Here is a 23619-nt window from a genome sequence, read left to right as displayed (position 1 = left end):
TTTATTCCTCGAAACCGCAGAAACCAGCGCCGCCGAGAGGTTTTTACCGATCCGTCCAGAGGGGCGCGTCAAACTTGAACAGGGCCGGATCGAGATCAGCCCCCCGATCCAGGGATTCGAGCACCACAGTGGTCTCGAGCCCTTGCGGATCCCGCACGGTCCATTGCCGGAGGATCAGCGGATCATCCTCGAAAATCAGGGTCAGGAACCCCGCTTCGGGCTGCTCGGCATTTTGCAGGGTCACCCGCAACAGCCCTCCCTCGCGCGAAAGCCGGCGGAGGGTCACATCGTCGGAAAAATCAATTCGGTCACGCAACAAAATACCGGCCGGCGTGTCCCGTGTCTGGATCCTGTCGGCCTGCTCCAATTCCCGGTCGTAAAGGGTAAGCCAGCCATCGTCGCCCACGACAAGCAGCGTCTCCGGCGGGGCGTATTCGAGCCGCAGGGAATCGGGCCGTTTCATATAGAGCTTGCCGCGGCTCACCTGGCCGCCGGGCGCGTACTGCGTGAACTCGGCGCGAAACTGGTCGAGCCCGTCGAGATATGCTTCGACCCGCGCCAGGTCGCTGGCCGCGCCGGACGTTCCCGGCCGGGCGATGATCAGGGCGAGCGCGGCAACGCCCAAAATCCGCAGGCATGTCCGAAAGATCGTCATTGCTGCCAGTCTGCCCGCGCCCGATGGCGGAACGAGGGCAGCCGGATCCGGCCCCCCCGTCTCACCCGGTCGCCTCGTCCCGGCCCGGCGCCAGTACTTCGCGCCGGCCCACGCGATCGGCCGGGCTGACCACGCCGTCGCGTTCCATCTGTTCGATGATGCGCGCCGCCCGGTTGTAGCCGATCTGCAGATGCCGCTGGACAAAACTGGTCGACGCCTTCCCCTCGCGCACAACCAGCGCAACCGCCTCGTCGAACAGCTCGTCATACCCGTCGCGATTGCCGGCACCGCTGTCCCCCCCGGTGCCGTCCTCGATCTCCTCGGTCACCGCTTCCTGATAGGCCGGCTCGCCCTGCGCGCGGAGCGCGGCGACCACGGCCTCGACCTCCTCGTCGCTGACGAAGGGACCATGCACGCGCGCGATGCGGCCACCCGATCCCATGTGCAGCATGTCGCCCTGGCCGAGCAGCTGTTCGGCGCCGGGCTCACCCAGGATGGTCCGCGAATCGATCTTCGACGTGACCTGAAAGCTGATCCGGTTGGGGAAATTAGCCTTGATGGTGCCGGTGATGACATCGACCGACGGGCGCTGCGTCGCCATGATGAGGTGAATGCCGGCGGCCCGCGCCATCTGAGCGAGCCGCTGGATCGTCGCCTCGATATCCTTGCCGGCGACCAGCATGAGATCTGCCATCTCGTCGACGATGATGACGATATAGGGCATCGGCGTGAGGTCGAGAGTCTCGTCCTCATAGACCGGCTTGCCGGTCTCCTCGTCGTATCCGGTATGAATGCGCCGGCTCAGCACCTCGCCCTTGCCCTTGGCTTCGCCCACCCGCTCGTTATAGCCGGTGATATTGCGCACCCCGAGCTTGGACATGTTGCGGTAGCGCGTCTCCATTTCCCGCACCGCCCATTTAAGGGCGACAACCGCCTTCTTGGGCTCGGTCACCACGGGAGCGATCAGGTGGGGAATCCCCTCGTATATCGACAGCTCGAGCATTTTCGGGTCGATCATGATGAGCTTGCACTCATCCGGCGTCAGCCGGTACAGGAGCGAAAGGATCATGTCGTTGATCGCCACCGACTTGCCCGAGCCCGTCGTGCCGGCAATCAGAAGATGCGGCATTCGGGCAAGGTCGACGATCTCAGGGGCGCCGCCTATATCCTTGCCAAGCACAAGCGGCAGCCGGGCCGTGCTTCGCTCATACGTGCTGGACCCCAGAATTTCGCGGAGACAGACAGTCTCGCGCTCGCTATTGGGCAGTTCAATGCCGATCGCATTCCGCCCCGGCACCACGGCGACGCGGGCCGATACCGCGCTCATCGAGCGTGCGATGTCATCGGCCAGCGCCACAACGCGAGACGTCTTGACCCCCGGCGCCGGAACCAGTTCGTAAAGCGTGACCACAGGCCCCGGCCGCACCTCGGTGATCTCGCCCTTGATGCCGAAATCCTCAAGCACCGATTCCAGCATGCGGGCATTCTGCTTGAGGCTCTCATTGTTCTGCGCCGCCGTCCGTCGTCCGGGCGGTGCTTCGGTCAGAAGCTCGAGCCCCGGCATCTCGTAGGATTCGCCCCCCAGATTAAGCCGCGCCTGTCGCGCAGCTTCCGCACGCTTGCCCGGCGCCGGTCTGGGCCGGGGCGTCACCACAGGCTCCCGGCTGCCTTCCGCGGTCGCGCGAAACCCTTCCGGCGTGGGCGCGGCCGGCGGATCCGCCGGCGCGGCCGGCGCACCGGCCTCGCCCTGCAGTGCCGGCGGCGGAGAAACCGTGACCCTCGGCAGGTGGTCCTTGACGAAGGCCGCGACATCGGGGATCGCGACATGGCCCCCTTTGAGGCGGGCGAGGGCGCGGCGCGCGGTGCCCCAAAGCCAGAGGAGAAGGGCGGCAATGCCGCGGGCCGCAAGGCCGAGGGCAGAGGTCGCGTGGCCACCAATCCAGGCCGCGCCGGCGCGCAGGTTGCGGCCCGCCCAGGACCATTCCGACGCCTCGAAGCCGAGCGCCCAGATGCCCGCCGCCAGTCCCGGCAGGGCGGCCGCGATGGCGACGAGGGGGCGGGCCTGGTCGAGCCCCCACCAGATGTTCACGATCTCGGCCGCCCGGCTGATGCCGAGCGCGCCCGTGACCCCCCCGAGCCCGGCGCTGAAGGGCCACGCATGGGGAGCCGGCACGCCGGCCAGCGCGACCGCGCCCAGGAGCACGGCGAGCGGCAGCAGGCACAGGCGCAGCCAGGGGCGTGACAGGCGGTGCTCGGGACGAAACAGGATTTGCCCGCCCCACGCCAGAAGCGCGAGCCCGATCAAAATGGCGGCGAGGCCCAGCGTTTGCAGCAGGAGGTCGGCACCGTAGGCGCCCGGCAGGTGCAGCCAGTTGGCCGGGGGCGCCGGCGTGGCGCGGTTGAAGGACGGGTCGGCCGCATCGAAACTCGCCAGCGCCAGAACGGTCGCGAGGCCGAGCACGGCCAGAACAGCCCCCCGCACCAGCACGCCGCCCTGTCTGAGCCCCTGACGGAGGGGCTCGGGAATGATCCGGTGTTGCCCAGTCTTCTTCCGCTTTGCCATGCCCGGCTTTCCGGCAAGCCGGCATTCGTGCCGGTCGCCCCGATCTGAACTTCGCCTGCCCCGAAGGTCCCTTGTGTATTGCCTGCGGCCCGCAAGGGATCGCCACGGCGGCACCGGCGCCAGCGGGCCGGCACAAGGTAACCCATCCGGTGCCCGCAACATATTGCGTTTTATGGTTTGTCTCCACCCTACCGGGACGAGGATTTTTGGTCTTCCATTGTTTCATCCCCCGCCCTGCCGGTAGGATGGCGCCCGCTTTCAGTCAATGCCGCGCCCGCCCTGGGGTCATCCGCCGGAGCCGGGCCGGACCAACGAAAAAAGGATAATTGCATGAGTACGATTTGGACCGATCTGGCCGGGGTGGAATTCAAGCAGACCTATTACGACGCGGGAGGCGTCCGCACCCGCGCGATCGAAGCCGGCGACGGGCCGACGCTGATTTTCCTCCACGGCACAGGCGGCCATGCGGAAGCGTATCTGCGCAATATCGAGGCGCATGCAAAGCACTTCCACGTCTACGCCATCGACATGGTCGGGCACGGTTATACCGACATGCCCGATATCGAATACGGGATGCAGGACTATGTCGATTTCCTCAAGAATTTCGTCGACGCCATCGGAGCAGACCGCGTTCATGTCTCCGGCGAATCGCTGGGCGCCACGGTGTCCTCATGGTTTGCCCTCGCGCATCCCGACCGGGTCAACAAGATTGTCATGAACACCGGCATGATGCTGCCGGCGGACAAGGAGGGCGAGAAGGAGTTGCAGGACCTCCTGGAGCGCAGCCGCAAGGCGACCGGGGCTCCCGACCGCGAGGCGATCCGCGCGCGCATCCGCTGGCTCATGTACGAGGATCACAGCGTGACGGAAGAGCTTGTGGACATCCGACACAGAATCTATTCGGCACCGGGGCGCGCCGCGATTATCCGGCGCATTGCCGAACAGAGCATCGGCACGCTGCTGGATCCCGCCCGGCAGGAGAAATGGTACAACCCCGAGCTTCTCAAGAAGCTCGCCTGCCCGACCCTGGTGTTGTGGACTCGCCACAATCCTGGCCAGACCGTGCCGGTGGCAGAGAAGGGCGCGGCGCTCATCCCCAACAGCGAAATGGTGGTGCTGGAAAACAGTGCCCATTGGCCGCAATGGGAAGAGCCCGAGGAATTCAACCGGGTCCATATCGATTTTCTGCGCAAGTAGCCCCGCACGCCCCCGGTTCCCCTGGTCCAAAAATCGCCGTAACGTTTCGGCTGAGACCGGCGATGTGCCGGGGTGGTCGTGCCAGGGCCTGGGGGAGCGGCGATGAACCGAACAAAATCGAGCGACATCACAAGCGATCTTCTGTATCGGAGCGCGGCCTGGGTGCCGGACATGACCGGCGTCGAGGCCGCGCCCATCCCGCCCGGGGGCACGAAGCCCTGGGCGCGGTGGGTGGAGGCCGAGCTCGGCTTCCGCAACCACTGGTACCCGGTGTTCCCGGCCCGCGATCTCGCCCCCGGCGCCGGCAAGGCGGTGGTGCTGATGGGCGAGGAAATCCTGTTCGTTCGCAACAAGGCGGGGAAACTCTACGCGCTTGAAGACCGGTGTGCCCATCGCGGGGCGCGCCTCTCATGCCGTCCGCTCCTCTATACGGACGACACGATCACCTGCTGGCATCACGCCTTCACCTATAACCTCGATGACGGGACGATCGCCTGCATTCTCAATGATCCAACCTCGTCCATGGCCGGGCAGGCGGGGATCAAGATCTATCCGGTCGAGGAGGCGAAGGGCCTGGTCTTCTGCTTCGTTGGCGATATTGACCCGCCGCCGCTGGCCCATGACGTGCCGCCCGGATTTCTCGACCCGGATATGGCGGTCCGCGTGGCCGAGCCCTATGTCGTCCATGCCAATTGGCGGCTTGGGTGCGAGGGCGGCTATGATCCCAGCCACCATTTCATCCACAACTGGTCACCCTTCAACATCAACCTTCAGATACCCGCCGCCTTCGGTTTCGCACCCGAACCGGCGCAGGTGGTCGAAACCACGACTTACGTCGCCGATGACGGCGGCCCCCGGGGGTTTACCCGCGATCAGCAGGCCACGCATCCTCGGTTCCGCGCCACCATTCCCGCCAACAGGAACCGGGGCCCGGTCGAAGTCGTCCTGCCGCTTGCCTATGACAAGGACGAGGCGGAGATCCGCGCCATGGGCGAGGTGAACTACACCACCAAGGTCGGGCTGTGGCTGCCTTGTGGTCTCAAGGTGGATCCCTGGCCGTATCCCGGCCTGTTTCACAATGAATATTACGTGCCACGCGACGCAACCTCCCACTACTACATCCAGTGCGGCTGGCGGCGCGTTTCCAGCGAGGCCGAGCGCGAGGATTGGGAGACCGGCGAGCTTGGCCGCGTGCGTTGGGAGGTGCCGGTGGTCGAGGACTTTACCAGCGCCGACGCCTTCGCGCGGGAAGGCACGACGAAGTTCTATGACGAGGAAGGCGGATGGGAGCTCGAGCGGCTCAATCAGCCGGACATCGAATTGCTGATGTGGCGAATCTTCGCCAGCGACCAGGCACGGGGTATCCAGAAGCCCGATCACACCAAGGGCCGGTTCAAGCGCTGATTGCCGCCGGGCTCAGGAGCGGCAAGCGAAATCAAAAAATGGGCGCCGTTCCGGAGAGAGGGAAACGGCGCCCAATTTGCCCTTGGCGGGCTGACGCGACTTATGAAACCGATTCGCCGTGCAGCGCCTGGTCGAGGCCTTCACGCTCCGCATCGGCATCGACCCGGAGGCCGATAACAAGATCGATGACCTTGAGCAGAATGAAGGTCGCGATCCCGGAATAGATGATCGTGGCGAGGATGCCGTAGATCTGGGTCCAGATCTGGCCGAGATTTCCCTCGAGCGCACCGGGCGTCCCGCCGATCGCCTCGACCGCGAATACGCCCGTAAGGACAGCGCCAACGATACCGCCCACGCCGTGAATGCCGAAGACATCGAGGGAATCGTCGTAGCCGAGCGCCTGCTTGACGCTGACCGCGGCCCAGTAGCAGATGCCACCCGAGGCGATGCCGATGCAGAGCGCGCCCGCCGGGTCGACGAAGCCCGAGGCCGGCGTGACGGCCACGAGCCCCGCAATGGCGCCCGAGATAATGCCCAGCACGCTGGGCTTCCCCCTGAGCGCCCATTCGACGAACATCCAGGTCAGCGCCGCCGCCGCGGTGGCGATCTGGGTCACCAGCATGGCCATGCCCGCGCCGCCATTGGCGCCCACGGCCGAGCCCGCGTTGAACCCGAACCAGCCGACCCACAGCATCGATGCGCCGATCAGGCTGAGTGTGAGATTGTGCGGCGCCATGTTCTCGGTGCCGTAGCCCGTGCGCTTGCCGATGACGAGACAGGCGACCAGGCCCGCCACGCCGGCATTGATGTGCACCACCGTGCCGCCCGCGAAATCGAGCACGCCGTCATCACCGAGAAATCCGCCGCCCCAGACCCAGTGGCAGACGGGGGCATAGACGAGCAGCATCCAGAGCGCGGCAAAGACCACGAGGGCCGAAAACCTCATCCGGTCAACCACGGCGCCCACGATCAGCGCCGTGGTGATGATGGCAAAAGTCATCTGAAACATGATGAAAACGCTTTCGGGAATCGTGCCGGAGAGCGCGTCGACCGTAAGGCCCGACAACATGAAGAAATCCAGCCCGCCGAAATAGGGCGTGCCCTCGGCGAAGGCGATAGAATACCCGGCCACCATCCACAGGACCGAGGCAATACCGGTAATCGCGAAACACTGCATCAGCACGCTCAGCACGTGCTGCTTGCGCACCATGCCGCCATAGAAGAGCGCCAGGCCCGGAATGGTCATCATCAGCACGATCGCCGTCGAGGTCAGCATCCAGGCGGTGTCACCCGTATCGAGGACGGGATCGGCCGCGCCGGCCCCTGTGGTCATGGCCAGAAATCCCGGAACAGCCAAGGCAAGCGGCCCGAAGGCGGTTCTTGTGAGCCGTGCGCGGCGAGCGGTGTTTTTGAAGGTCACGCCAGTTATCCCCTACTCTGTCTCGTTGTCCCTGTTGGGCCGTCGCCCCGGTGGCGGCAGTCGTCTGTGGCGGGCGGGCGCGACCCGGCCGGTCGCCCCGCTGCCCGGTCGGGGACTATTCAATTCCCGTGCCGGCCCGCGGCTCGACGAATAATCCTTTACAGATCAGATATTTGCCCCAACGGGGCCGGGCTGGCTGGGCATCGGCCCGAATAAAAATGCCCGAATTATAAGCAAACAGGGGGAGACGCGGTTTGTATGACCAATTATTATGCAATTCGGGCGCCCGGCTGAATTGTCGCGGCCGGCCCGCCGGCGATTATCGCTATGATGGGCCAAACCGGATTTGAATGAGCTGGCGCAGGCATGACAGAGGTTTCCGTCGTTCCGTCCGATATGTCCGACCCCGAGGCGCATGCGAGCTGCGATGTTCTCATCATCGGGGGGGGCATGGTGGGCCTCACCCTGGCCGAGGCCCTCGCCGGCGCCGTCACCGGCGGGGCCGGTACCCTCCGGATCGCGGTCGTCGATCGCGAGGACCCGGCGCGGGCGGAAGAGGCCGGATTCGACGGGCGCACCACGGCGATCGCGCTTGGCGGCAAGCATATCCTGGATGCGCTTGGGTTGTGGGATGGGCTCGCCCGCGAGGCGTCGCCGATCCTGGACATCCGGGTGTCCGAGGCTGAAAGCACGCTCTTCCTGCATTACGACCATCGCGATGTCGGCGACGAGCCGCTCGGCTTTATCGTCGAGAACCGCTTTATCCGGCGCGCGTTGATGGAAAAGGTGCGAGCGCGGCCAAGCATCGGGTTGTGGCGCGGCCATCTCCTGAAGCGCCTTGACCAGTCGGCCGTCCCCGGCGCGCCGGCCGCGCTCGCCGTTCTGGCGGGACCCGACGGGCGGGAAAAGCGGGTCCGCGCCCGGCTTGTCGTGGCGGCGGACGGGCGTCCGTCACGGCTGGCCCGGGAGGCGGGCATCCCCGTCAGCGACTGGCGCTACCACCAGGCCAGCATCGTTTGCACCATCGCCCATTCGCGCCCGCATCAGGGCGTGGCGATCGAGCATTTCCTGCCGGCCGGCCCGTTCGCGGTCCTGCCGATGCAGCACAACCGCTCGTCCATCGTCTGGACCGAAGACAAGGATCTGGCTGCCGCCCTCGTGCGTCTGCCGGAGGATGAGTTTCTCGAAGAATTCCGTCGCCGGTTCGGTGAGTGGTATGGCGATCTGTCCCTCGTGGGGCCGCGCGCCCTCTACCCGCTAGGCGTCACCTTTGCCCACCGGCTATACCAAGACCGTCTCGTGCTCGTGGGGGACGCGGCCCATGCCATCCATCCGATCGCGGGGCAGGGGTTCAACCTCGCCCTTCGCGATGTCGCGACCCTGGCCGAGCTCATCGTCGATCATCATCGCCTCGGGCTCGATCTCGCGGGCCCGCTGCTCGAGGCCTATGACCGGGCGCGCCGGGCCGACACGCTGGCCCTTCTGGCCGCGACCGACGGGCTTAACCGGCTCTTCTCCAATGATATTGCGCCGGTGCGCGTGCTGCGCGGGCTGGGGCTCGCTGCCGTCAACAACATGCCGGCGCTGAAACGTTTTTTCATGCGCCATGCGATGGGGATCGAAACCGGCTCGGCGGATTCGATGCCGCGCCTCGCGCGCGGCTTGCCGCTCTAGCACCGGCTGTGGGCGCCGGGTGTGGGCGCCAGGTGTAGGCGCCGGCGCGCCTTATGGCTCGCGGCTGAGCCCCTCGCGCCGCAGCGCGGCCAGGTAGGCGGCCCAGCGCGAGTCAAAATTCCGCCCCAACTCGTAAAGATATTTCCAGGAATAGAGCCCGCTATCGTGAAGATCATCGAACTTGATCCGGACGGCATAATTGCCGACGGGCTCGAGCTCGAGAATGCCCACATGGCGCCGGCCCGCCACGATCTTCTTCTCCTCGCCGCCATGGCCCTGCACCTCGGCCGACGGGCTTTCGACGCGAAGATACTCGGCCGGAAGGTCGAACACTTCGCCATTATCGAATGTCACGGAAAGAATCTTTTCGGCCGAGCGAAGCCGGATTTCGACCGGCCAGTGCGCCGCGCCGAGCGGATTATCGCGCGCCGGCGCGCCGGTCACGCGCCGCCCTCCAGGTCGCGCGCCTCATCCACCAGCATGATGGGAATCCCGTCGCGGATCGGATAGGCCAATCCCGCCTTTTCGCTGATCAGCTCCTGGCGGTCGCGATCATACCTGAGCGGCGCCTTGGTGAGCGGGCAGACAAGTATTTCTAGCAATTTCGGGTCCACATCGCGGGGATCGGGATCGGCGCTCTCGTGGGTCATGGTCGTGTATGTCCTTCAGGTCTGTCCAAAGCGGCTGTCTGTGGCAGTCGGATTGCCGGCCGTCTACTGGCGGCGGAACGGGGTCTCGTCATCCTCGGTCTCGGCCGCCCCCATTTCCAGAAGCGCGATGGCGATCTCGGCCCGATGGCGGAAGTCCTCGGCCTCCAGAAGGGCCTGTTTTTCGGGCGGATCGAAGGGGCAGGACATGGCCAGCGTGTTGACAAGATGCACCGTTTCGCTGCCCTCGACCGCCTCCCAGTCCGTCTTGATTTCCTTCACTCTGAAATAGGCGCGGATCGCCTTCAGCAGGCGCGCGCGGTCGATCTCTTCCGCCACCCTCTCGCGCGGTTCGATCATGTCGGCCCGATAAGGACCCCAGTCCGGCGTCACCCGGCGATAGCCATCCCTGGGCGACAATTCGCCGATGGTGCGAAACCGGCACAGCCCGGTCAGGGTGATCATGTAGCGCCCGTCCTCGGTCTCGGCGAAGCTGGTGATCCGGCCGGCGCAGCCCATCGCGTAGAGCGGCGGGTTGAAGTCGCCCAGGCCCGCCTCGCCGCGGGACAGTTTGGGCTGGATCATGCCAATGAGGCGCGGGCCGGCGAGTGCGTCGCTCACCATATTCAGATAGCGCGGCTCGAAGATGTTGAGCGGCAGCTTGCCGCCCGGCAGCAACAGCACCCCCGCCAGCGGAAAGACCGGCAGAATATCCGGCAGTTCCTCGAAGCGGGGTTCGAACCTGTTGCGACCGCTCATATCGGCGTCACACGCTGCCGGGGGTCATGAGAACAGCATCGAGGACAGGGTGCGCCGCCCTTCCATGGTCACGGGATGTTCGTGCCCGAGCGCCTCGAAGAATTTGAGCAACTGCTCCTTCGCCGCGCCATTGTTCCAGGCGCGGTCCGCGCGGAATATATGAAGCAGCTCATCCACCGCCTCTTTCTGACGCCCGGCGCTGAACAGCGCCTCGGCGTACTCGAAGCGCGCCTGATGATTGGCGGGATCGGCGGCGACTTTGTCGGCATGGGCCTGCACCTCCGAATCGGATGCCCCCTCGCCCATGATCTCAAGCGCCGCCACGGCCGTCGCGAGATCGGGATGGGTCCGCTGATCCGCCGGGATCTGGTCCATGAGCTGGCGCGCTTCGGCCACATGCCCGAGCTGCACGAGGCAGCGAATAATGCCGCCCGCCGCTTCGAGGTTATCCGGCTGTTGCTGGGCCACCTGCTGATAGAGCCCACCGGCGCGCTGGTAATCGCCCTCGGCGAAGGCGTCCTTGGCCGCGTTCAGGGCCTGGGTGACCGAGCCCTCGCGCCCGGGCACGCCGCCCTGGCATAGCCGGTCGATGAACTGGCGAATCTGGCTTTCCGGCACCACGCCATTGAAGCCGTCCACCAGTTGCCCGTCCTGAAAGCCGTAGACGGTGGGGATGGACTGGATGCGCAGCTGCTGGGCCAATTCCTGGTTCTCGTCGATATTGACCTTGACCAGCTGCACCTCACCCGCCGCGGCCCGGACCTCGCGCTCGAGGACGGGGGTAAGTTGCTTGCAGGGCTCGCACCAGGGCGCCCAGAAATCCACGATCACCGGGGTCTCGCGGGAGGCGTGGATGACATCCGCCTCAAAACTGGCGGTATCGGTGTCCTTGATGAGCGGCCCGCCCGCGGGCGTGGTCCCCTCGCCAATAATGGGTTCTGTCATGGTCGGGTCCGGAAAAATGTCTCGTGTCCGTGCCAAACATGGGGCCTCAACCGGGCGCTGACAAGCCCTCGCGGGCCTGTCCGGCGCGCCGAACGGGCCCGTCGCGCCCTCTTGCAAAGCGGCGCGTGAAGCGTATGATCGCCCGTCCTCGGCCCCCGATTTGGGGCCGGGCCGAGCCAGAACGCGGGAGTAGCTCAGGGGTAGAGCATCACGTTGCCAACGTGAGGGTCGCGGGTTCAAATCCCGTCTCCCGCTCCAGCCGGCCCCCGCCTGCTCCGTCAGAAATCCCGGCCATTTCGGCCAAGTCGACCCCGCCCGCGGGCGGGTTTCCCCGCCGCGCCCCGGGGCCACGCTGGCGTTAACTATTTTTTTCCCATAATTTCACATAGTTGCGCCAAATTCACAGCGTTGCCGCGATTCCGGGGGATAGTCCGATCGCCCCCGCGGGGCAGAGTCGCGCGAACCGGAGGCATCAGGGTCCATGAGTCAGTCGCAGCAGCAGCGCAAGGCGGATGTCCTCGCCGAAATTCTGAGCGAGGTGCGCGAGCGCGTTCCGGCCAACGACGCTGACGCGGTGGCGCGCTTTACCGAACGGTTCTACCACCATGTCTCCTTCGAAGACCTGGCCGGCCGCACGGCGAGCAATCTCTACGGCGCCGCCCTCTCGCTCTGGCAACTCGGCGCCCGCCGCCCGGCCGGCAAGCCCCGCATCCGCGTTCTCAATCCTCATATCGATGAGCATGGCTGGGCCTGTCCGCATACGGTCATCCAGGTTGTCAATGACGACATGCCGTTTATCGTCGATTCCGTCGTCAACGAGCTCAACCGGCGCGACCTTCTCGTCCATCTGACCATTCACCCGATCGTCAGTGTGCTCCGCGGTGCCGAGGGCGAATGGCTGGGCCTGGGCGAGGCGGGCGAGCAAGGCGCCGTTCAGGAATCTTTCCTTCACATCGAGATCGAGGAGCAGGCGGACTCCGCCATTCCCGAGATCGAGGCCTGTATTGCCGGCATTCTCCATGACGTTCGTCTGGCGGTGGATGACTGGCGCAACGTGGTCGATCGCATGCGCGAGTCGATCCGCGATCTCGAATCCGATCCGCCGCCTCTCGATCCCGGCCATGTCGCCGAGGCAAAATCATTTCTGGAATGGATGGTGGACAACCATTTCACTTTCCTGGGATGTCGCGATTACGACCTTGTCACCGAGAACGGTGCACAATACGTGCGCCTCAGGGAAGACTCGGGTCTTGGTATCCTGCGCGAGGTGAGCGAGGAATCGCGCGCGCGCCATAGCACGCCGCTTGCGGAGGCCGAGCGCGAGTTCGCCAATCGAAAGGAAGTGCTGATCATCCGCAAGGCATATGACCGGGCGACAGTGCATCGCCCGGTGCATATGGACTATATCGGCATCCGCCTCTTTGACGGGGCGGGCAACGTAACGGGCGAACGCCGGTTCCTTGGGCTTTTCACATCGTCCGCCTATCGCGAACGCCCTTCCGTCATCCCGATGATCCGCCAGAAGATGGGCCGGATCATGGCGCGCGCCGGGTTCTCGCCCAACTCCCATGACGGCAAGGCGCTCGAACATGTGCTGGAAAGCTATCCGCGCGACGAGTTGATGCAGGCGGATGAGGAGACGCTTTACGAGGCCGCCATTCGGCTGTTGCGCCTCGAGGAACGCCCGCGCGTCGCGTTCTTCCTCCGGCCCGATCCGTTCCAGCGGTTTCTGTCCTGCCTGATCTATGTGCCGCGAGACCATTACGCCACCGCGATCCGTCACCGGTTCCAGGAGATACTGGAGAGCGAACTGAATGCGACCTGCTCCGCGTTCCAGACAGAGGTGGGCGACGGGCCGCTGGCCCGGATTCATTTCGCGCTCAGCACCGAGCCGGGCAGGATTCCCGACATCGACCCCGATGCGATCGAGGCGAAGCTGGCCGAAGCCGCCACGCGCTGGACCGACAAGCTGAAGGAAGCACTGGTCGCCCGTAATGGCGAGGAGGAGGGGCTTGCCCTTTGGCGCCGCTATCGCTACGCCGTGCCCACCAGCTACAGCGAGAATGTGCCGGCAGAATTTGCCACCCTCGATATCGACCAGGTGGAAGCGACGCTCAGGACGATGAACCTGCGCACGTCGCTCTATCAGAAGCTGGGGGCCAAGGGGACCAACTGGGGGCTCAAGCTGTTCTTCCCCGGCGTGCCGATGACGCTCTCCGATGTCATTCCGATGCTGGAGAATGCCGGGCTGAAGGTGCTGAGTGAAATTCCCTACGAGATTTCACTGAATGAGGGCGCGACGAAGGTCTGGATACATGACTTCGTCGTTTCCTGGACCTCGGAAGCCGAGCTTGACGTGCATGACGTGCGCGACAAGTTCGACCACTTGCTCAAGCGCATCTGGAACCGCCAGGTGGAGGATGACGGGTTCAACCGACTGGTTCTCCGCGCCGGGCTGACCTGGCGTGAGGTTGTGTACTTCCGCACCTGTTGCAAGTATCTGCGTCAGACGGGCATCACGTTTTCCGAACCCTATATGCAGGACACGCTGGATCGGAACCCGAATGTGGTGGTGCTTCTCAGCGAGCTCATCCGCACCCTGTTCAATCTCGAGGACGATGGCCACCGCCACGTCCGCGCGGTAGAGCTCAATGTGCGGATCGAAGAGGCGCTGGAGCAGGTCGCCAATCTCGACGAAGACCGCATCCTGCGCCGGTTTCACAATTTCTTCCGTTCGGTGCTGCGGACGAATATTTTCCAGGAAAGCGAAGGCCGGCCGGCGGACGACGAAATCACGCCCGATCCGGAATTGCGCTTCAAGGAATATGTGTCGTTCAAGATCGACAGTGAGGAGGTGGATGACCTGCCCTTGCCGCGGCCGCGCTACGAAATCTTCGTCTACTCGCCGCGGGTCGAGGGCATTCACCTGCGCGGCGGCAAGGTGGCGCGCGGCGGGCTGCGCTGGTCCGACCGGCGCGAGGATTTCCGGACCGAAATCCTCGGCCTGATGAAGGCTCAGATGGTCAAGAACGCCGTCATCGTGCCGGTTGGCTCCAAGGGCGGGTTCGTGGTCAAGAGGCCGCCGGCGGAGGGCGGACGTGAGGCGCTGATGGAAGAGGTCATCGCCTGCTACAAGACTTTCATATCCGGCCTCCTCGATCTCACCGACAATTTGAAGGAGGGCTCGGTAGTGGCGCCGGCCGGGGTGCTGCGCCACGACGATGATGATCCGTATCTCGTCGTCGCGGCCGACAAGGGCACGGCGACCTTCTCGGATATCGCCAATGGTGTGTCGCGTGATTACGGCTTCTGGCTCGACGATGCTTTCGCATCGGGCGGCTCCGCCGGCTACGACCATAAAAAGATGGGGATCACGGCGCGCGGCGCCTGGGAATCCGTCAAACGCCATTTCCGCGAAATGGGCAAGGACATCCAGTCCGAGGATTTCACCGTCATCGGTGTCGGCGACATGTCTGGCGATGTCTTCGGCAACGGAATGCTGCTCTCGCGCCACATCAAGCTGATCGGCGCCTTCAATCACCAGCATATCTTCATCGATCCCGATCCGGATCCGGAAGCCGGGTTCCGCGAGCGCGAGCGGCTGTTCAAAGAGCCGCGCTCGAGTTGGGCCGACTATGACCGATCCCTCATTTCGAACGGCGGCGGGATTTTCGAACGCTCGGCCAAGAGCGTCACCCTGACGCCGGAAATAAAGGCGCTGTTTGGCGCCAAGTCGGACAAGATGACCCCGGCCGAGTTGATCCGCACCATGCTGACGGCCGAAACCGAGCTCTTATGGTTTGGTGGCATCGGCACTTACGTCAAGGCGATGACCGAATCCCAGGCCGAGGCCGATGACCGGGCGAATGACGCGCTGCGTGTCGACGCGGCCGATGTCCGTGCCCAGGTAATCGGCGAAGGCGCCAATCTGGGCGTGACCCAGCGCGGGCGCATCGAATACGCGCTTGGGGGCGGGCGGCTGAATACGGACGCCATCGACAATTCGGCCGGCGTCGATTGCTCGGATCACGAGGTCAACATCAAGATCGCGTTGCGCGGTGTGCTGGAAGCCGGCGACATGACCATGAAGCAACGCGACCGGCTTCTCGAGGAGATGACGGATGAGGTGGCCGCGCTTGTGCTGCGCGACAACTACCTGCAGACCCAGGCCCTGTCAGTGGAGCAGGCGCGCGGGACGGATGCGCTTGACGAGCATGTCGCGCTGATCCGCTGGCTGGAACGCTCCGGGCGGCTCAACCGGCAGATCGAATTCCTGCCCGATGATGAGAAGCTCACGGAACGCCAGGTCCAGGGCCAGGGCCTGACCCGGCCCGAACTGGCGGTGTTGCTGGGCTACGCCAAGATCGCCCTTTATGACGGCCTGCTGCCTTCGGATCTGCCCGATGACGAATTGCTGGAAGGGGATCTGATCAAATATTTCCCGACCCAGATGGCCGAAGGTCACACGCAGGCGCTGCTCGACCATCGCCTGCGCCGCGAGATCATCGCGACCCGCGCGACCAACAGTCTCGTCAACCGGGCCGGGCCCGGCTTCGTCACCCGCATGGCCGAGCGCACGGGCCTCGACCTGCCTGAAATCGTCCGGGCCTATGCGGTCACGCGCGATGTGTTCGATCTGCGCCGGCTTTGGGAGGAGATCGAGGCACTCGACAACAGGGTAGCGGCGGGCATGCAGACAGATATGCTGATCGCGATCGCTGATCTGATCCAGCGCTGCAGTCTCTGGTTCCTGCTCAATCTGCCCCACCCCATCGATACGGCGGCGGTGACGGCGGAATACGGGGCCGGCATACGCATCCTTGCCGATGAGATCGGCAATCTCGTGGCGGAGCGCGATCGCACCTCGCTGAGCGAGGCGGCGGCGCCGCTTACGGCGGCCGGCGTGCCGGACGACCTGGCCTGGACAGTTGCCAGTTTCGATCTGCTCGCTTCGGGCTGCGATGTCGTCAAGATCGCCAGCACGGAGGGTCTCGAGGTCAGCGGTGTGGCGCGGACATATTTCGGCGCCGGTACGCGGTTCGGTTTTGATCGGCTGCGCGGTTTCGCGCGGGGTGTGGCGACCGAATCGCGCTGGGACAAACAGGCGGTTGATGCCATGCTGGATGATCTTTATGCCAACCAGTCGGCGCTGACGATGCGGATCCTGGAAACGGCGGGCGGAATCGAGAACGTGGATGTGATGATCGAGGCCTGGGGTGCGGCGCGCACGCATGCAATCAAGCGGCTCGAAGCCATTCTGCACGAGCTCGAAACCGCGCCGGCCGTCGATATCGCCATGCTGGCTGTTGCCAATCGCCAGGTCCGCGCCCTGGTGAACGCCTAGGCCGCCCCCCTTGGCCCATCCCCGGGAACCCCGAAAAGCGCTCATTGCCTGGTGTCTTTACGATTGGGCCAACTCGGCCTTCCCCACCATCATCTCGACCTTCATTTTCGCGACATATTTCACCACCGCCGTCGCGCCGGACAAGACCACAGGCACGGTGATGTGGGGGAACACGCTGGCCGTCAGCGGCGTGGCGATCGCGGTGCTGGCGCCCATCATGGGCGCGATCAGCGACGCAAGAGGGCCGCGCAAATCCTCCCTCGCCCTCTTCACGGCGCTTGCCGTCGCCTGCGCTGCCCTCTTGTGGTTCGTGACACCCGATCCCTCGGCGATCTGGCCGGCCCTGATCCTGGTCGGCCTCGGCACGCTCGGATTCGAACTTTCGCTCGTTTTCTATAACGCCATGCTGCCCGAACTCGCCCCGCCGGGGCGGCTCGGCCGCTGGTCCGGCTGGGGCTGGGGGCTCGGCTATCTGGGCGGCCTCTGCTGTCTGGTGATCGCCCTTTTCGGCCTCATCCAGGCCGACCCGCCGCCTTTCGGCCTGGCCCGGGAAAGCGCCGAACATATCAGGGCGACGACGATACTGGTGGCGCTCTGGTTTGCGCTGTTCTCGCTGCCGATTTTCGTGCTGGTGCCCGACCGGCCGGCGAACGGCGATGTGCCCTCCCTTCCGGTCGCGGTGCGCACCGGCCTCGCGCAACTCTGGCGGACAGTGCGCAATGTGCGCGAAAAGGCCAACGCCAACATCGCCCGTTACCTGATCTCGCGGATGTTCTATATCGACGGGCTGAATACGCTCTTCTCTTTCGGTGGCGTGTATGCGGCGGGCACGTTCGGCATGTCCATCGATCAGGTCATTCTGTTCGGCATCGCCCTCAACGTGGCCGCCGGGCTCGGCGCCGCGGCCTTCGCCTGGGTCGATGACTGGCTTGGCTCGAAGCGCACCGTGCTGCTGGGTCTCGGCGCGATGATCGCCTTCGGCACGCCGCTTCTCTTCGTCACCTCGACCACGCTGTTCTGGGTGTTCGGCCTGGCACTTTCGGTGTTCTTCGGCCCGGTTCAGGCCGGCAGCCGGTCCTTCATGGGTCATCTCGCGCCGCCTGACCTGCGCACCGAGATGTTCGGCCTCTACGCTCTCTCGGGCAAGGTCACGGCGTTCCTGGGGCCCGCCCTTCTCGCCTGGGCTACGGGGCTGTTCGACAGCCAGCGCGCAGGAATGGCGATGGTGGTGCTGCTGATCGCGGCCGGTGCCATCATCCTGACGACGGTCCGCGCGCCTCAAGCCGGCGCCGCTAGTGGCGGAAGTGACGCATCCCGGTAAAGACCATGGCGAGGCCGGCCTCGTCGGCGGCCGCAATCACCTCATTGTCGCGCACCGAGCCGCCTGGCTGGATGACCGCCGTCGCGCCCGCCTCGGCCGCGGCCAGAAGCCCGTCCGGAAACGGAAAAAACGCGTCCGAAGCCACCACGGAACCCCGGGTGAGGGGCGTCGCGAGCCCGGCCTCGCGGGCGGCGTCCTCAGCCTTGCGGGCCGCGATGCGTGACGAGTCCACGCGGCTCATCTGCCCGGCACCGATGCCGACACTGGCGCCGTCCCTGACATAAACGATGGCGTTCGACTTGACGTGTTTGGCAATCCGGAACGCCATCAGCAGATCGGCCATCTCGTGGGCATCGGGGGCGCGTCGGGTGACGACCTTGAGATCCCCTGCCGTCACCCGGCCATTGTCCCGCCCCTGAACCAGAAAGCCGCCGGCCAGCGTGCGCACCGTCATCCCGCCGGCGGCGGGATCCGGAAGGGCGCCGGTTTCCAGCACGCGCAGGTTTTTTTTCGCGGCCAGAATTTCGGCCGCCTCGGCACTGATCTCGGGGGCGATCACCACCTCGGCGAAGAGCGTGGATATTTTCTCGGCTGTCTCGCCATCGAGGGCGCGGTTAACCGCGATGATCCCGCCAAACGCGCTGACCGGATCGCAGGCAAGCGCGCGCGCATAGGCGGCGGCGAGCGTGTCGGCGCTGGCGACGCCGGACGGGTTGGCATGCTTGATGATGGCAACGGTAGGGGCTTCGAATTCCGCCACCAGTTCGAAGGCGGCATCGGTGTCGTTCAGATTGTTGTAGCTGAGCGCCTTGCCCTGAAGCTGGCGCGCGGTGGCAACGCCGGGGCGCGGCGCGTGCCCAGGTTCGATCGCGCGGTAAAACGCTGCCGACTGGTGGGGGTTTTCGCCATAGCGCAATATTTCGGCCCGCTCGCCGGTGACCGTCAGGCGTTCGGGCCAGGCCTCGCCCAGCTCGCCCGCCAGCCAGCCCGAAATCGCCGCGTCATAGGCGGCGGTGCGGGCATAGGCCTTGCGCGCCAGCCGGCGACGCAGCCCGGCGGTCGTCGCCCCCTGATTGGCCGTCATCTCCGATCTGACAGCCTCGTAATCCGCGGGGTCCACGACGATGGTGACATCGCCGTGATTCTTCGCCGCCGCCCGGATCAGGGCGGGGCCGCCGATATCGATATTCTCGACGCACGCATCGAAATCCGCGCCTGAATCCACCGTCGCTTCGAACGGGTAAAGATTGACCACCACGAGATCGATCGGCGTGATGCCGTGTGCGGCCATGGCATCGACATGGCCCGGCACATCGCGCCGCCCGAGAATCCCGCCGTGGATCAGCGGATGCAGCGTCTTCACGCGCCCGTCCATGATTTCGGGGAAACCCGTATGGGCGGAAACTTCGGTCACCGGCAGGCCCGCCGCGCGCAGCGCCCGCGCCGAGCCGCCGGTGGAAAGAAGCTCGACCTGATGCGCGATCAGAAACCGGCTGAGCTCGACAAGACCGGTCTTGTCGGAAACGGAGATCAGGGCGCGGTTGATGGTGGTGGTTTTGTCGGTCACGGGCGGGCGTCCTCAAATTGTGCGATGTCTTTTTATGGAGAGGGCGGGACGTGCGATCAACCGCCTTGTCCGCTGGCGAGGCTCTGTTCGCGTTCCTGCGCGGACGCGCCGTATTCGGGCACGAGCTCGGCGAGTGTGGCGCGGCACGCCGCGTCGTCCCAGGCGAGCGCCATTTCTTCCAGCCGGGCTATGCCCGCGCGCAGTTGCGCCAATTCACCCGCACGCGGGGCGGCCAGACGGATGGCGCCATGGGGTGTGGGCATGAGGGATTCGTCCGAATGGAAAAGCTCTTCCGAAAGCTTTTCGCCCGGACGGAGACCCACATACTCGATCCTTATGTCGCTGCCTTCCCTCAGGCCGGCGAGGCGGATCATCTGCCGCGCCAGATCGGCGATCAGCACCGGTTCCCCCATATCCAGAACGAACAGCTTGCCACTGTTGATGTTCTCGCGATAGCGCAGGGTCGAGGCCTCGAGCACCAATTCCACCGCTTCCCTCACTGTCATGAAGTAACGCTTCACTTCAGGATGGGTCACCGTCAGCGGCCCGCCGGCGTGAAGCTGGCGCTCGAACAGCGGCACGACGGAGCCGGTCGATCCAAGCACGTTGCCAAAGCGCACGGTGACGAAACGGGTTGGTGAGTTCTCCCGGTCGAGTGCCTGGCAATAGGCTTCGGCCAGTCGCTTGCTGGCCCCCATCACGTTGACGGGATTGACCGCCTTGTCGGTCGAGATCATCACCATCACCTCGACGCCGTGATCGAACGCCGCATCGGCGACGTTGCGGGTGCCGATAACGTTGGTCAGAACACCTTCCGAGGGATTTTCCTCGACGATGGGGACGTGCTTGAGGGCGGCAGCATGGAACACGATCTGGGGATCAATCTGCTGAAACACCTCGCGCACGCGATTGGCGTCGCGCACATCGGCCAGTATTTTATGGCGCGGCAGACCGGGCAGCCGTTCGCCGATCTCCAGATCGATCGCGTAAAGCAGATATTCCCCATGATCGAGCATGTGGAGGGCCGCCGGATTGAAGCCGCCGATCTGGCGCACCAGTTCGCCCCCGATCGTCCCGCCCGCGCCCGTGACCAGCACGCGCTTGCCCTCGATCAGCGCACGCATGTCCTCGCGATGCAGGACGGCCTGCGGGCGGCCCAGCAGATCCTGGATGGCCACGGGGCGAATCTCCGGCTTTTCTTCGCCGCCCGGGCGAAAATCGGTCAGGCTCGGCAGGCGCGATAGCGGGATGTTGCGGCGCTCGGCAACGTCGAGAATGGCCCGGATGCGCTGACCGTCCATGGCGCGGTTGGCGATGACGATCCGCTCGGGCGCTTCGCCCTGCGCCGCCAGCCTGGCCAGGGCCGGCTCGAGTTCGTCGGCCGTGCCGAGCACCTTGATCCCGTGGATATCGCGCCCCACCCGCGCGCCCTTGTCATCGAGGATGCCGACGATCCGGTAGCTGGCTTCGGGATCGCGGCCGAGATCGCGGATGAAGAGTTCGGCCGTGTCACCTGCGCCGATCAGCAGCACCGGTACGCGACGCATATCGGTGAGCGCCAGTTTGAGATCAAGGCGCCGGTCCTTGTAGGCGCGGTAAAGAAAGCGCGAGGCGCCCAGCATGATGATCAGGACAAACCAGTTGATGACGACGACCGAGCGCGGGAAATCCTGTCCCCGGTTCAGCAGAAACAGGATCGGGACGAAAATCAGGATGGACAGCGTCACACCGCGCCCGATCGCCATCAGATCGTTGAGCGAGGCATAGCGCCAGATACCGCGATAGACCCCGCTGGCACGCAGGACGATCGCCGTGACCACCACGAAAATCAGTCCATCCTGCCAGATGACCTCGGGCGCATAGCTCCAGATCTGGTCGCCCAGCCGCAGGTAGAGCGCGGCCAAAAAGGAAAGCGCCGCCATGACAATGTCATGCAGGAAGGCAAGGTTGGCGCGGGTCAGAAGCTTGTTCACGATTCGGGATTCTGGCCGTTAACGGGAGACAGGCGCAAACCTACCACAGGGGATTCGCGCGGGTCGTCGTCAATCTGGCCCCGCGCCGATCGCGGCGCCCCGGCGGCAGAGCGTGTGCGCGAAGGCGGTGGCCGGATCGACGGGCGGCTGCCAGTCGAACGCCTGGCGAAACGCACTGTCATCCACCTCGAACTGCCCGAGAAGCCGGGTCCTGAGCCCGGGCCGGCCCATCGCCCGACCGGCCAGATCGAGGGCCAGTCCCAGCACTGGCCGGGGACAGGTGAAAAGCCGGGCCGGCCGGCCGGCGGCCCGGCGCAGGCCGGCCATGATTTCGGCCAACGTCATCGCCGGCCCGTCGGTGACGGCGAACGTGCCGCCAAGCGGCGGCGCGCGCTCGATTACCCGGCGCACGGCATCCGCCAGGTTCGCCACGTAAATCAGGCTGCGCCTGTTCGTGAGGCCCGCGAGGGGGAGCGGCCAGGGCGAGCCCGCAAGGCGCAGGAGGCTTGCGAAATTGGCCGCGACGCCCGGCCCGTAAACAAGCGGCGGGCGCAGCACCGTCACCACCATCCCGGGGAACGGCCGGCACGCCCGGGCGAGCACCGTCTCGCCATCGTATTTGGATTGGGCATAGGCGCCCCGGGGCCGCGGCGTGTCGGTTTCGCGAAAGGGGGTGGCGGAGACCTCGCCCATGACCTTGGCCGTACTCATATGGATAAACCGCCGCACGCCCGCCTCGCCGGCCGCGCCGGCGAGCTCGGCAACGGCGCCGACATTGGCGGCGCGAAGCGCCGCCTCGGCCGGTTCGCCCCGAACGTCATGGATGTCATGAATGTCGTGAATGTCATGGGCCCGGCCCGCGAGATGCACCACCGCCTCCATGCCGCTCAGGATCCGGGACCAGTCGCTGCCGCTATCGAAGGGCGCGAGGACTGTCGCATCGGCCGCGAGCGGAGGAGTGTCCGGTTCCGGCCGGCGCAGTCCCGCCGTCACGTGATGGCCGGCACCACGCAGCGCCGGCACGAGGTGGCGGCCGATGAAACCGGTGGCGCCGGTGACGAAGACGCGGGCCACGATCGCCTAGGCCGCCCGCGCGGGGGGCATGTCGCGGCCCTTGAGAAGATTGGCCATGAGGGCTCCCACGACGAGCAGGGCGCAGAAAACGGAAACCCAGGGTGCGCCCGCGGCCGCGACGACCGCGAAACACACGAGCGCGAAGCCGGCCAGCAGCACCCGGAGGCTCACCCCGTCATGGCCAAGGCCCCGGCGCACGGCCTTCTGATACGCGTGCTCGCGATGGGCTTCCCAGATCTTTTCGCGTCGGGCGAGGCGGGCGAGCAATGTGGTGCCCGAATCGACCAGATAATACAGCGGCAGGATCAGCGCCGCCGCCCACTGGCCACTGGCCGCGAGCCACAGGAGCAGCCAGCCCAGGACGAAACCAAGGGTGACGCTGCCCACGTCACCCGCGAAGATGCGCGCGGGTGCCCAGTTCCAGGGCAGGAATCCGGCGACTGCCGCGGCGGCGAACAGCGCCAGCCAGCCCAGCGCTGCCGGGGCGGCGCCCAGCAGCGCCAGCAGACAGAGCCCGCCCGTGATGACGAGGCTCTCGATGCCGGTGATGCCGTCGATCCCGTCCATGAAGTTGTAGAGGTTCAGAAACCAGACCCAGACGATCACCGTCAGCACGCGATCGGCCAACGGCGGCAGCCAGCCCTGAAAGACGAGCGCCGATTCGGGGAAGGAGGAGAGGCCGAGCGCGGCAATCGCGATCTGCACGGGAAAGCGGAAAAGCGGGCTGAGGCCGCGCAGATCGTCGAGCCAGGACATGGCGGCGAGCAGGGCGGCGAGCGCGATCACCGGGCGCGGATCGAAGGCCGCGACCTCAAGCGCCGCCGCCGGCCACAAGGTCAGCCCCGCCCAGCTCGTGAGCAGCACCGCTGTGATGGCGAGGCCCCCGCCCTTGGGTGTGGGGCGCATATGGCTCGAGCGATGATTGGGCGCATCCAGAATGGCGCGCCGTTCCGCGATCCACTGGGTCAGCCAGGTCAGCGCCCAGGCCGCCAGCAAAGCCGACACGGTCAGCAGGGCGAACCATGCGGACGTTCCAAGGCCGCCAGGGTCGGTTCCGGTCACGTCCAAGGCCATCG

At 65.6% G+C, this 23619-nt stretch carries 16 protein-coding genes and 1 tRNA gene; 6 read left to right on the top strand and 11 right to left on the bottom strand.

Annotated features, from left to right (window positions below; all coding sequences use genetic code 11):
* Window positions 1-43: 43 nt before the first annotated feature.
* Entirely contained in the window at window positions 44-655 is a 612-nt protein-coding gene (locus tag RLQ26_05955) for an outer membrane lipoprotein carrier protein LolA (GenBank protein MEQ9088267.1), read from the bottom strand.
* Window positions 656-716: 61 nt separating this feature from the next.
* Window positions 717-3218 (bottom strand): DNA translocase FtsK 4TM domain-containing protein, encoded by a 2502-nt coding sequence (locus tag RLQ26_05950; protein ID MEQ9088266.1) that lies wholly within the window; start codon window positions 3216-3218, stop codon window positions 717-719.
* Window positions 3219-3548: 330 nt separating this feature from the next.
* On the opposite strand from RLQ26_05950, the gene RLQ26_05945 reads away from it, so the two are divergent.
* Both RLQ26_05945 and RLQ26_05940 read left to right on the top strand, forming a co-directional pair.
* Window positions 3549-4415 carry an alpha/beta hydrolase gene (locus RLQ26_05945; GenBank protein MEQ9088265.1) on the top strand — a complete coding sequence of 289 codons (867 nt, stop codon included), beginning with the start codon at window positions 3549-3551 and terminating at the stop codon, window positions 4413-4415.
* 102 nt (window positions 4416-4517) lie between these two features.
* Window positions 4518-5819 (top strand): Rieske 2Fe-2S domain-containing protein, encoded by a 1302-nt coding sequence (locus RLQ26_05940; GenBank protein ID MEQ9088264.1) that lies wholly within the window; start codon window positions 4518-4520, stop codon window positions 5817-5819.
* Window positions 5820-5919: 100 nt separating this feature from the next.
* Here RLQ26_05940 and RLQ26_05935 read toward each other — a convergent pair whose 3' ends face one another.
* Window positions 5920-7152, bottom strand: a complete 1233-nt coding sequence (locus RLQ26_05935; protein ID MEQ9088263.1) for an ammonium transporter — start codon at window positions 7150-7152, stop codon at window positions 5920-5922.
* A gap of 453 nt (window positions 7153-7605) precedes the next feature.
* On the opposite strand from RLQ26_05935, the gene RLQ26_05930 reads away from it, so the two are divergent.
* Complete coding sequence (locus RLQ26_05930) at window positions 7606-8913, top strand: UbiH/UbiF/VisC/COQ6 family ubiquinone biosynthesis hydroxylase (protein ID MEQ9088262.1); 1308 nt, start codon at window positions 7606-7608, stop codon at window positions 8911-8913.
* 51 nt (window positions 8914-8964) lie between these two features.
* On the opposite strand, the gene RLQ26_05925 is transcribed toward RLQ26_05930, so the two are convergent.
* From RLQ26_05925 to trxA, 4 genes are all read right to left on the bottom strand, one after another.
* On the bottom strand, window positions 8965-9357 hold the full coding sequence (locus RLQ26_05925) for a DUF971 domain-containing protein (protein MEQ9088261.1): 393 nt from the start codon (window positions 9355-9357) through the stop codon (window positions 8965-8967).
* Window positions 9354-9563: a Trm112 family protein gene (locus RLQ26_05920; protein MEQ9088260.1), complete on the bottom strand. Its 210-nt coding sequence runs from the start codon at window positions 9561-9563 to the stop codon at window positions 9354-9356. The genes RLQ26_05925 and RLQ26_05920 overlap by 4 nt, the downstream gene beginning before the upstream one ends.
* Window positions 9564-9626: 63 nt before the next feature.
* A complete protein-coding gene (locus RLQ26_05915) occupies window positions 9627-10319 on the bottom strand; it encodes an LON peptidase substrate-binding domain-containing protein (GenBank protein ID MEQ9088259.1) in 693 nt (230 codons plus the stop codon).
* 24 nt (window positions 10320-10343) lie between these two features.
* Entirely contained in the window at window positions 10344-11264 is a 921-nt protein-coding gene (trxA, locus tag RLQ26_05910) for a thioredoxin (GenBank protein MEQ9088258.1), read from the bottom strand.
* A gap of 183 nt (window positions 11265-11447) precedes the next feature.
* Here trxA and RLQ26_05905 point away from each other — a divergent pair.
* The 3 genes from RLQ26_05905 to RLQ26_05895 all read left to right on the top strand — a co-directional run bounded on the left by RLQ26_05905 (window position 11448) and on the right by RLQ26_05895 (window position 17929).
* Window positions 11448-11522 (top strand) — tRNA-Gly (locus RLQ26_05905).
* A 223-nt stretch (window positions 11523-11745) separates the two neighbouring features.
* Window positions 11746-16608 carry an NAD-glutamate dehydrogenase gene (locus RLQ26_05900; protein ID MEQ9088257.1) on the top strand — a complete coding sequence of 1621 codons (4863 nt, stop codon included), beginning with the start codon at window positions 11746-11748 and terminating at the stop codon, window positions 16606-16608.
* Window positions 16609-16618: 10 nt separating this feature from the next.
* Window positions 16619-17929: an MFS transporter gene (locus tag RLQ26_05895; GenBank protein ID MEQ9088256.1), complete on the top strand. Its 1311-nt coding sequence runs from the start codon at window positions 16619-16621 to the stop codon at window positions 17927-17929.
* Here the strand turns inward: RLQ26_05895 and purH are convergent.
* The 4 genes from purH to RLQ26_05875 form a co-directional block, all read right to left on the bottom strand.
* Window positions 17901-19496, bottom strand: a complete 1596-nt coding sequence (gene purH, locus RLQ26_05890) for a bifunctional phosphoribosylaminoimidazolecarboxamide formyltransferase/IMP cyclohydrolase (GenBank protein MEQ9088255.1) — start codon at window positions 19494-19496, stop codon at window positions 17901-17903. The two genes, RLQ26_05895 and purH, sit on opposite strands and share 29 nt — an antisense overlap.
* Before the next feature lie 56 nt (window positions 19497-19552).
* Entirely contained in the window at window positions 19553-21469 is a 1917-nt protein-coding gene (locus tag RLQ26_05885) for a nucleoside-diphosphate sugar epimerase/dehydratase (protein ID MEQ9088254.1), read from the bottom strand.
* A gap of 69 nt (window positions 21470-21538) precedes the next feature.
* On the bottom strand, window positions 21539-22543 hold the full coding sequence (locus RLQ26_05880; protein ID MEQ9088253.1) for an NAD-dependent epimerase/dehydratase family protein: 1005 nt from the start codon (window positions 22541-22543) through the stop codon (window positions 21539-21541).
* A 6-nt stretch (window positions 22544-22549) separates the two neighbouring features.
* Entirely contained in the window at window positions 22550-23617 is a 1068-nt protein-coding gene (locus RLQ26_05875) for a glycosyltransferase family 4 protein (protein MEQ9088252.1), read from the bottom strand.
* Between the last annotated feature and the right edge of the window lie 2 nt (window positions 23618-23619).

It is taken from the genome of Alphaproteobacteria bacterium, from assembly GCA_040220875.1.
Classification (GTDB): Bacteria; Pseudomonadota; Alphaproteobacteria; order JAVJVX01; family JAVJVX01; genus JAVJVX01.
The sequence above is the reverse complement of the archived record's forward strand: the minus strand, read 5'-3'. Positions and strand labels throughout refer to the sequence as shown.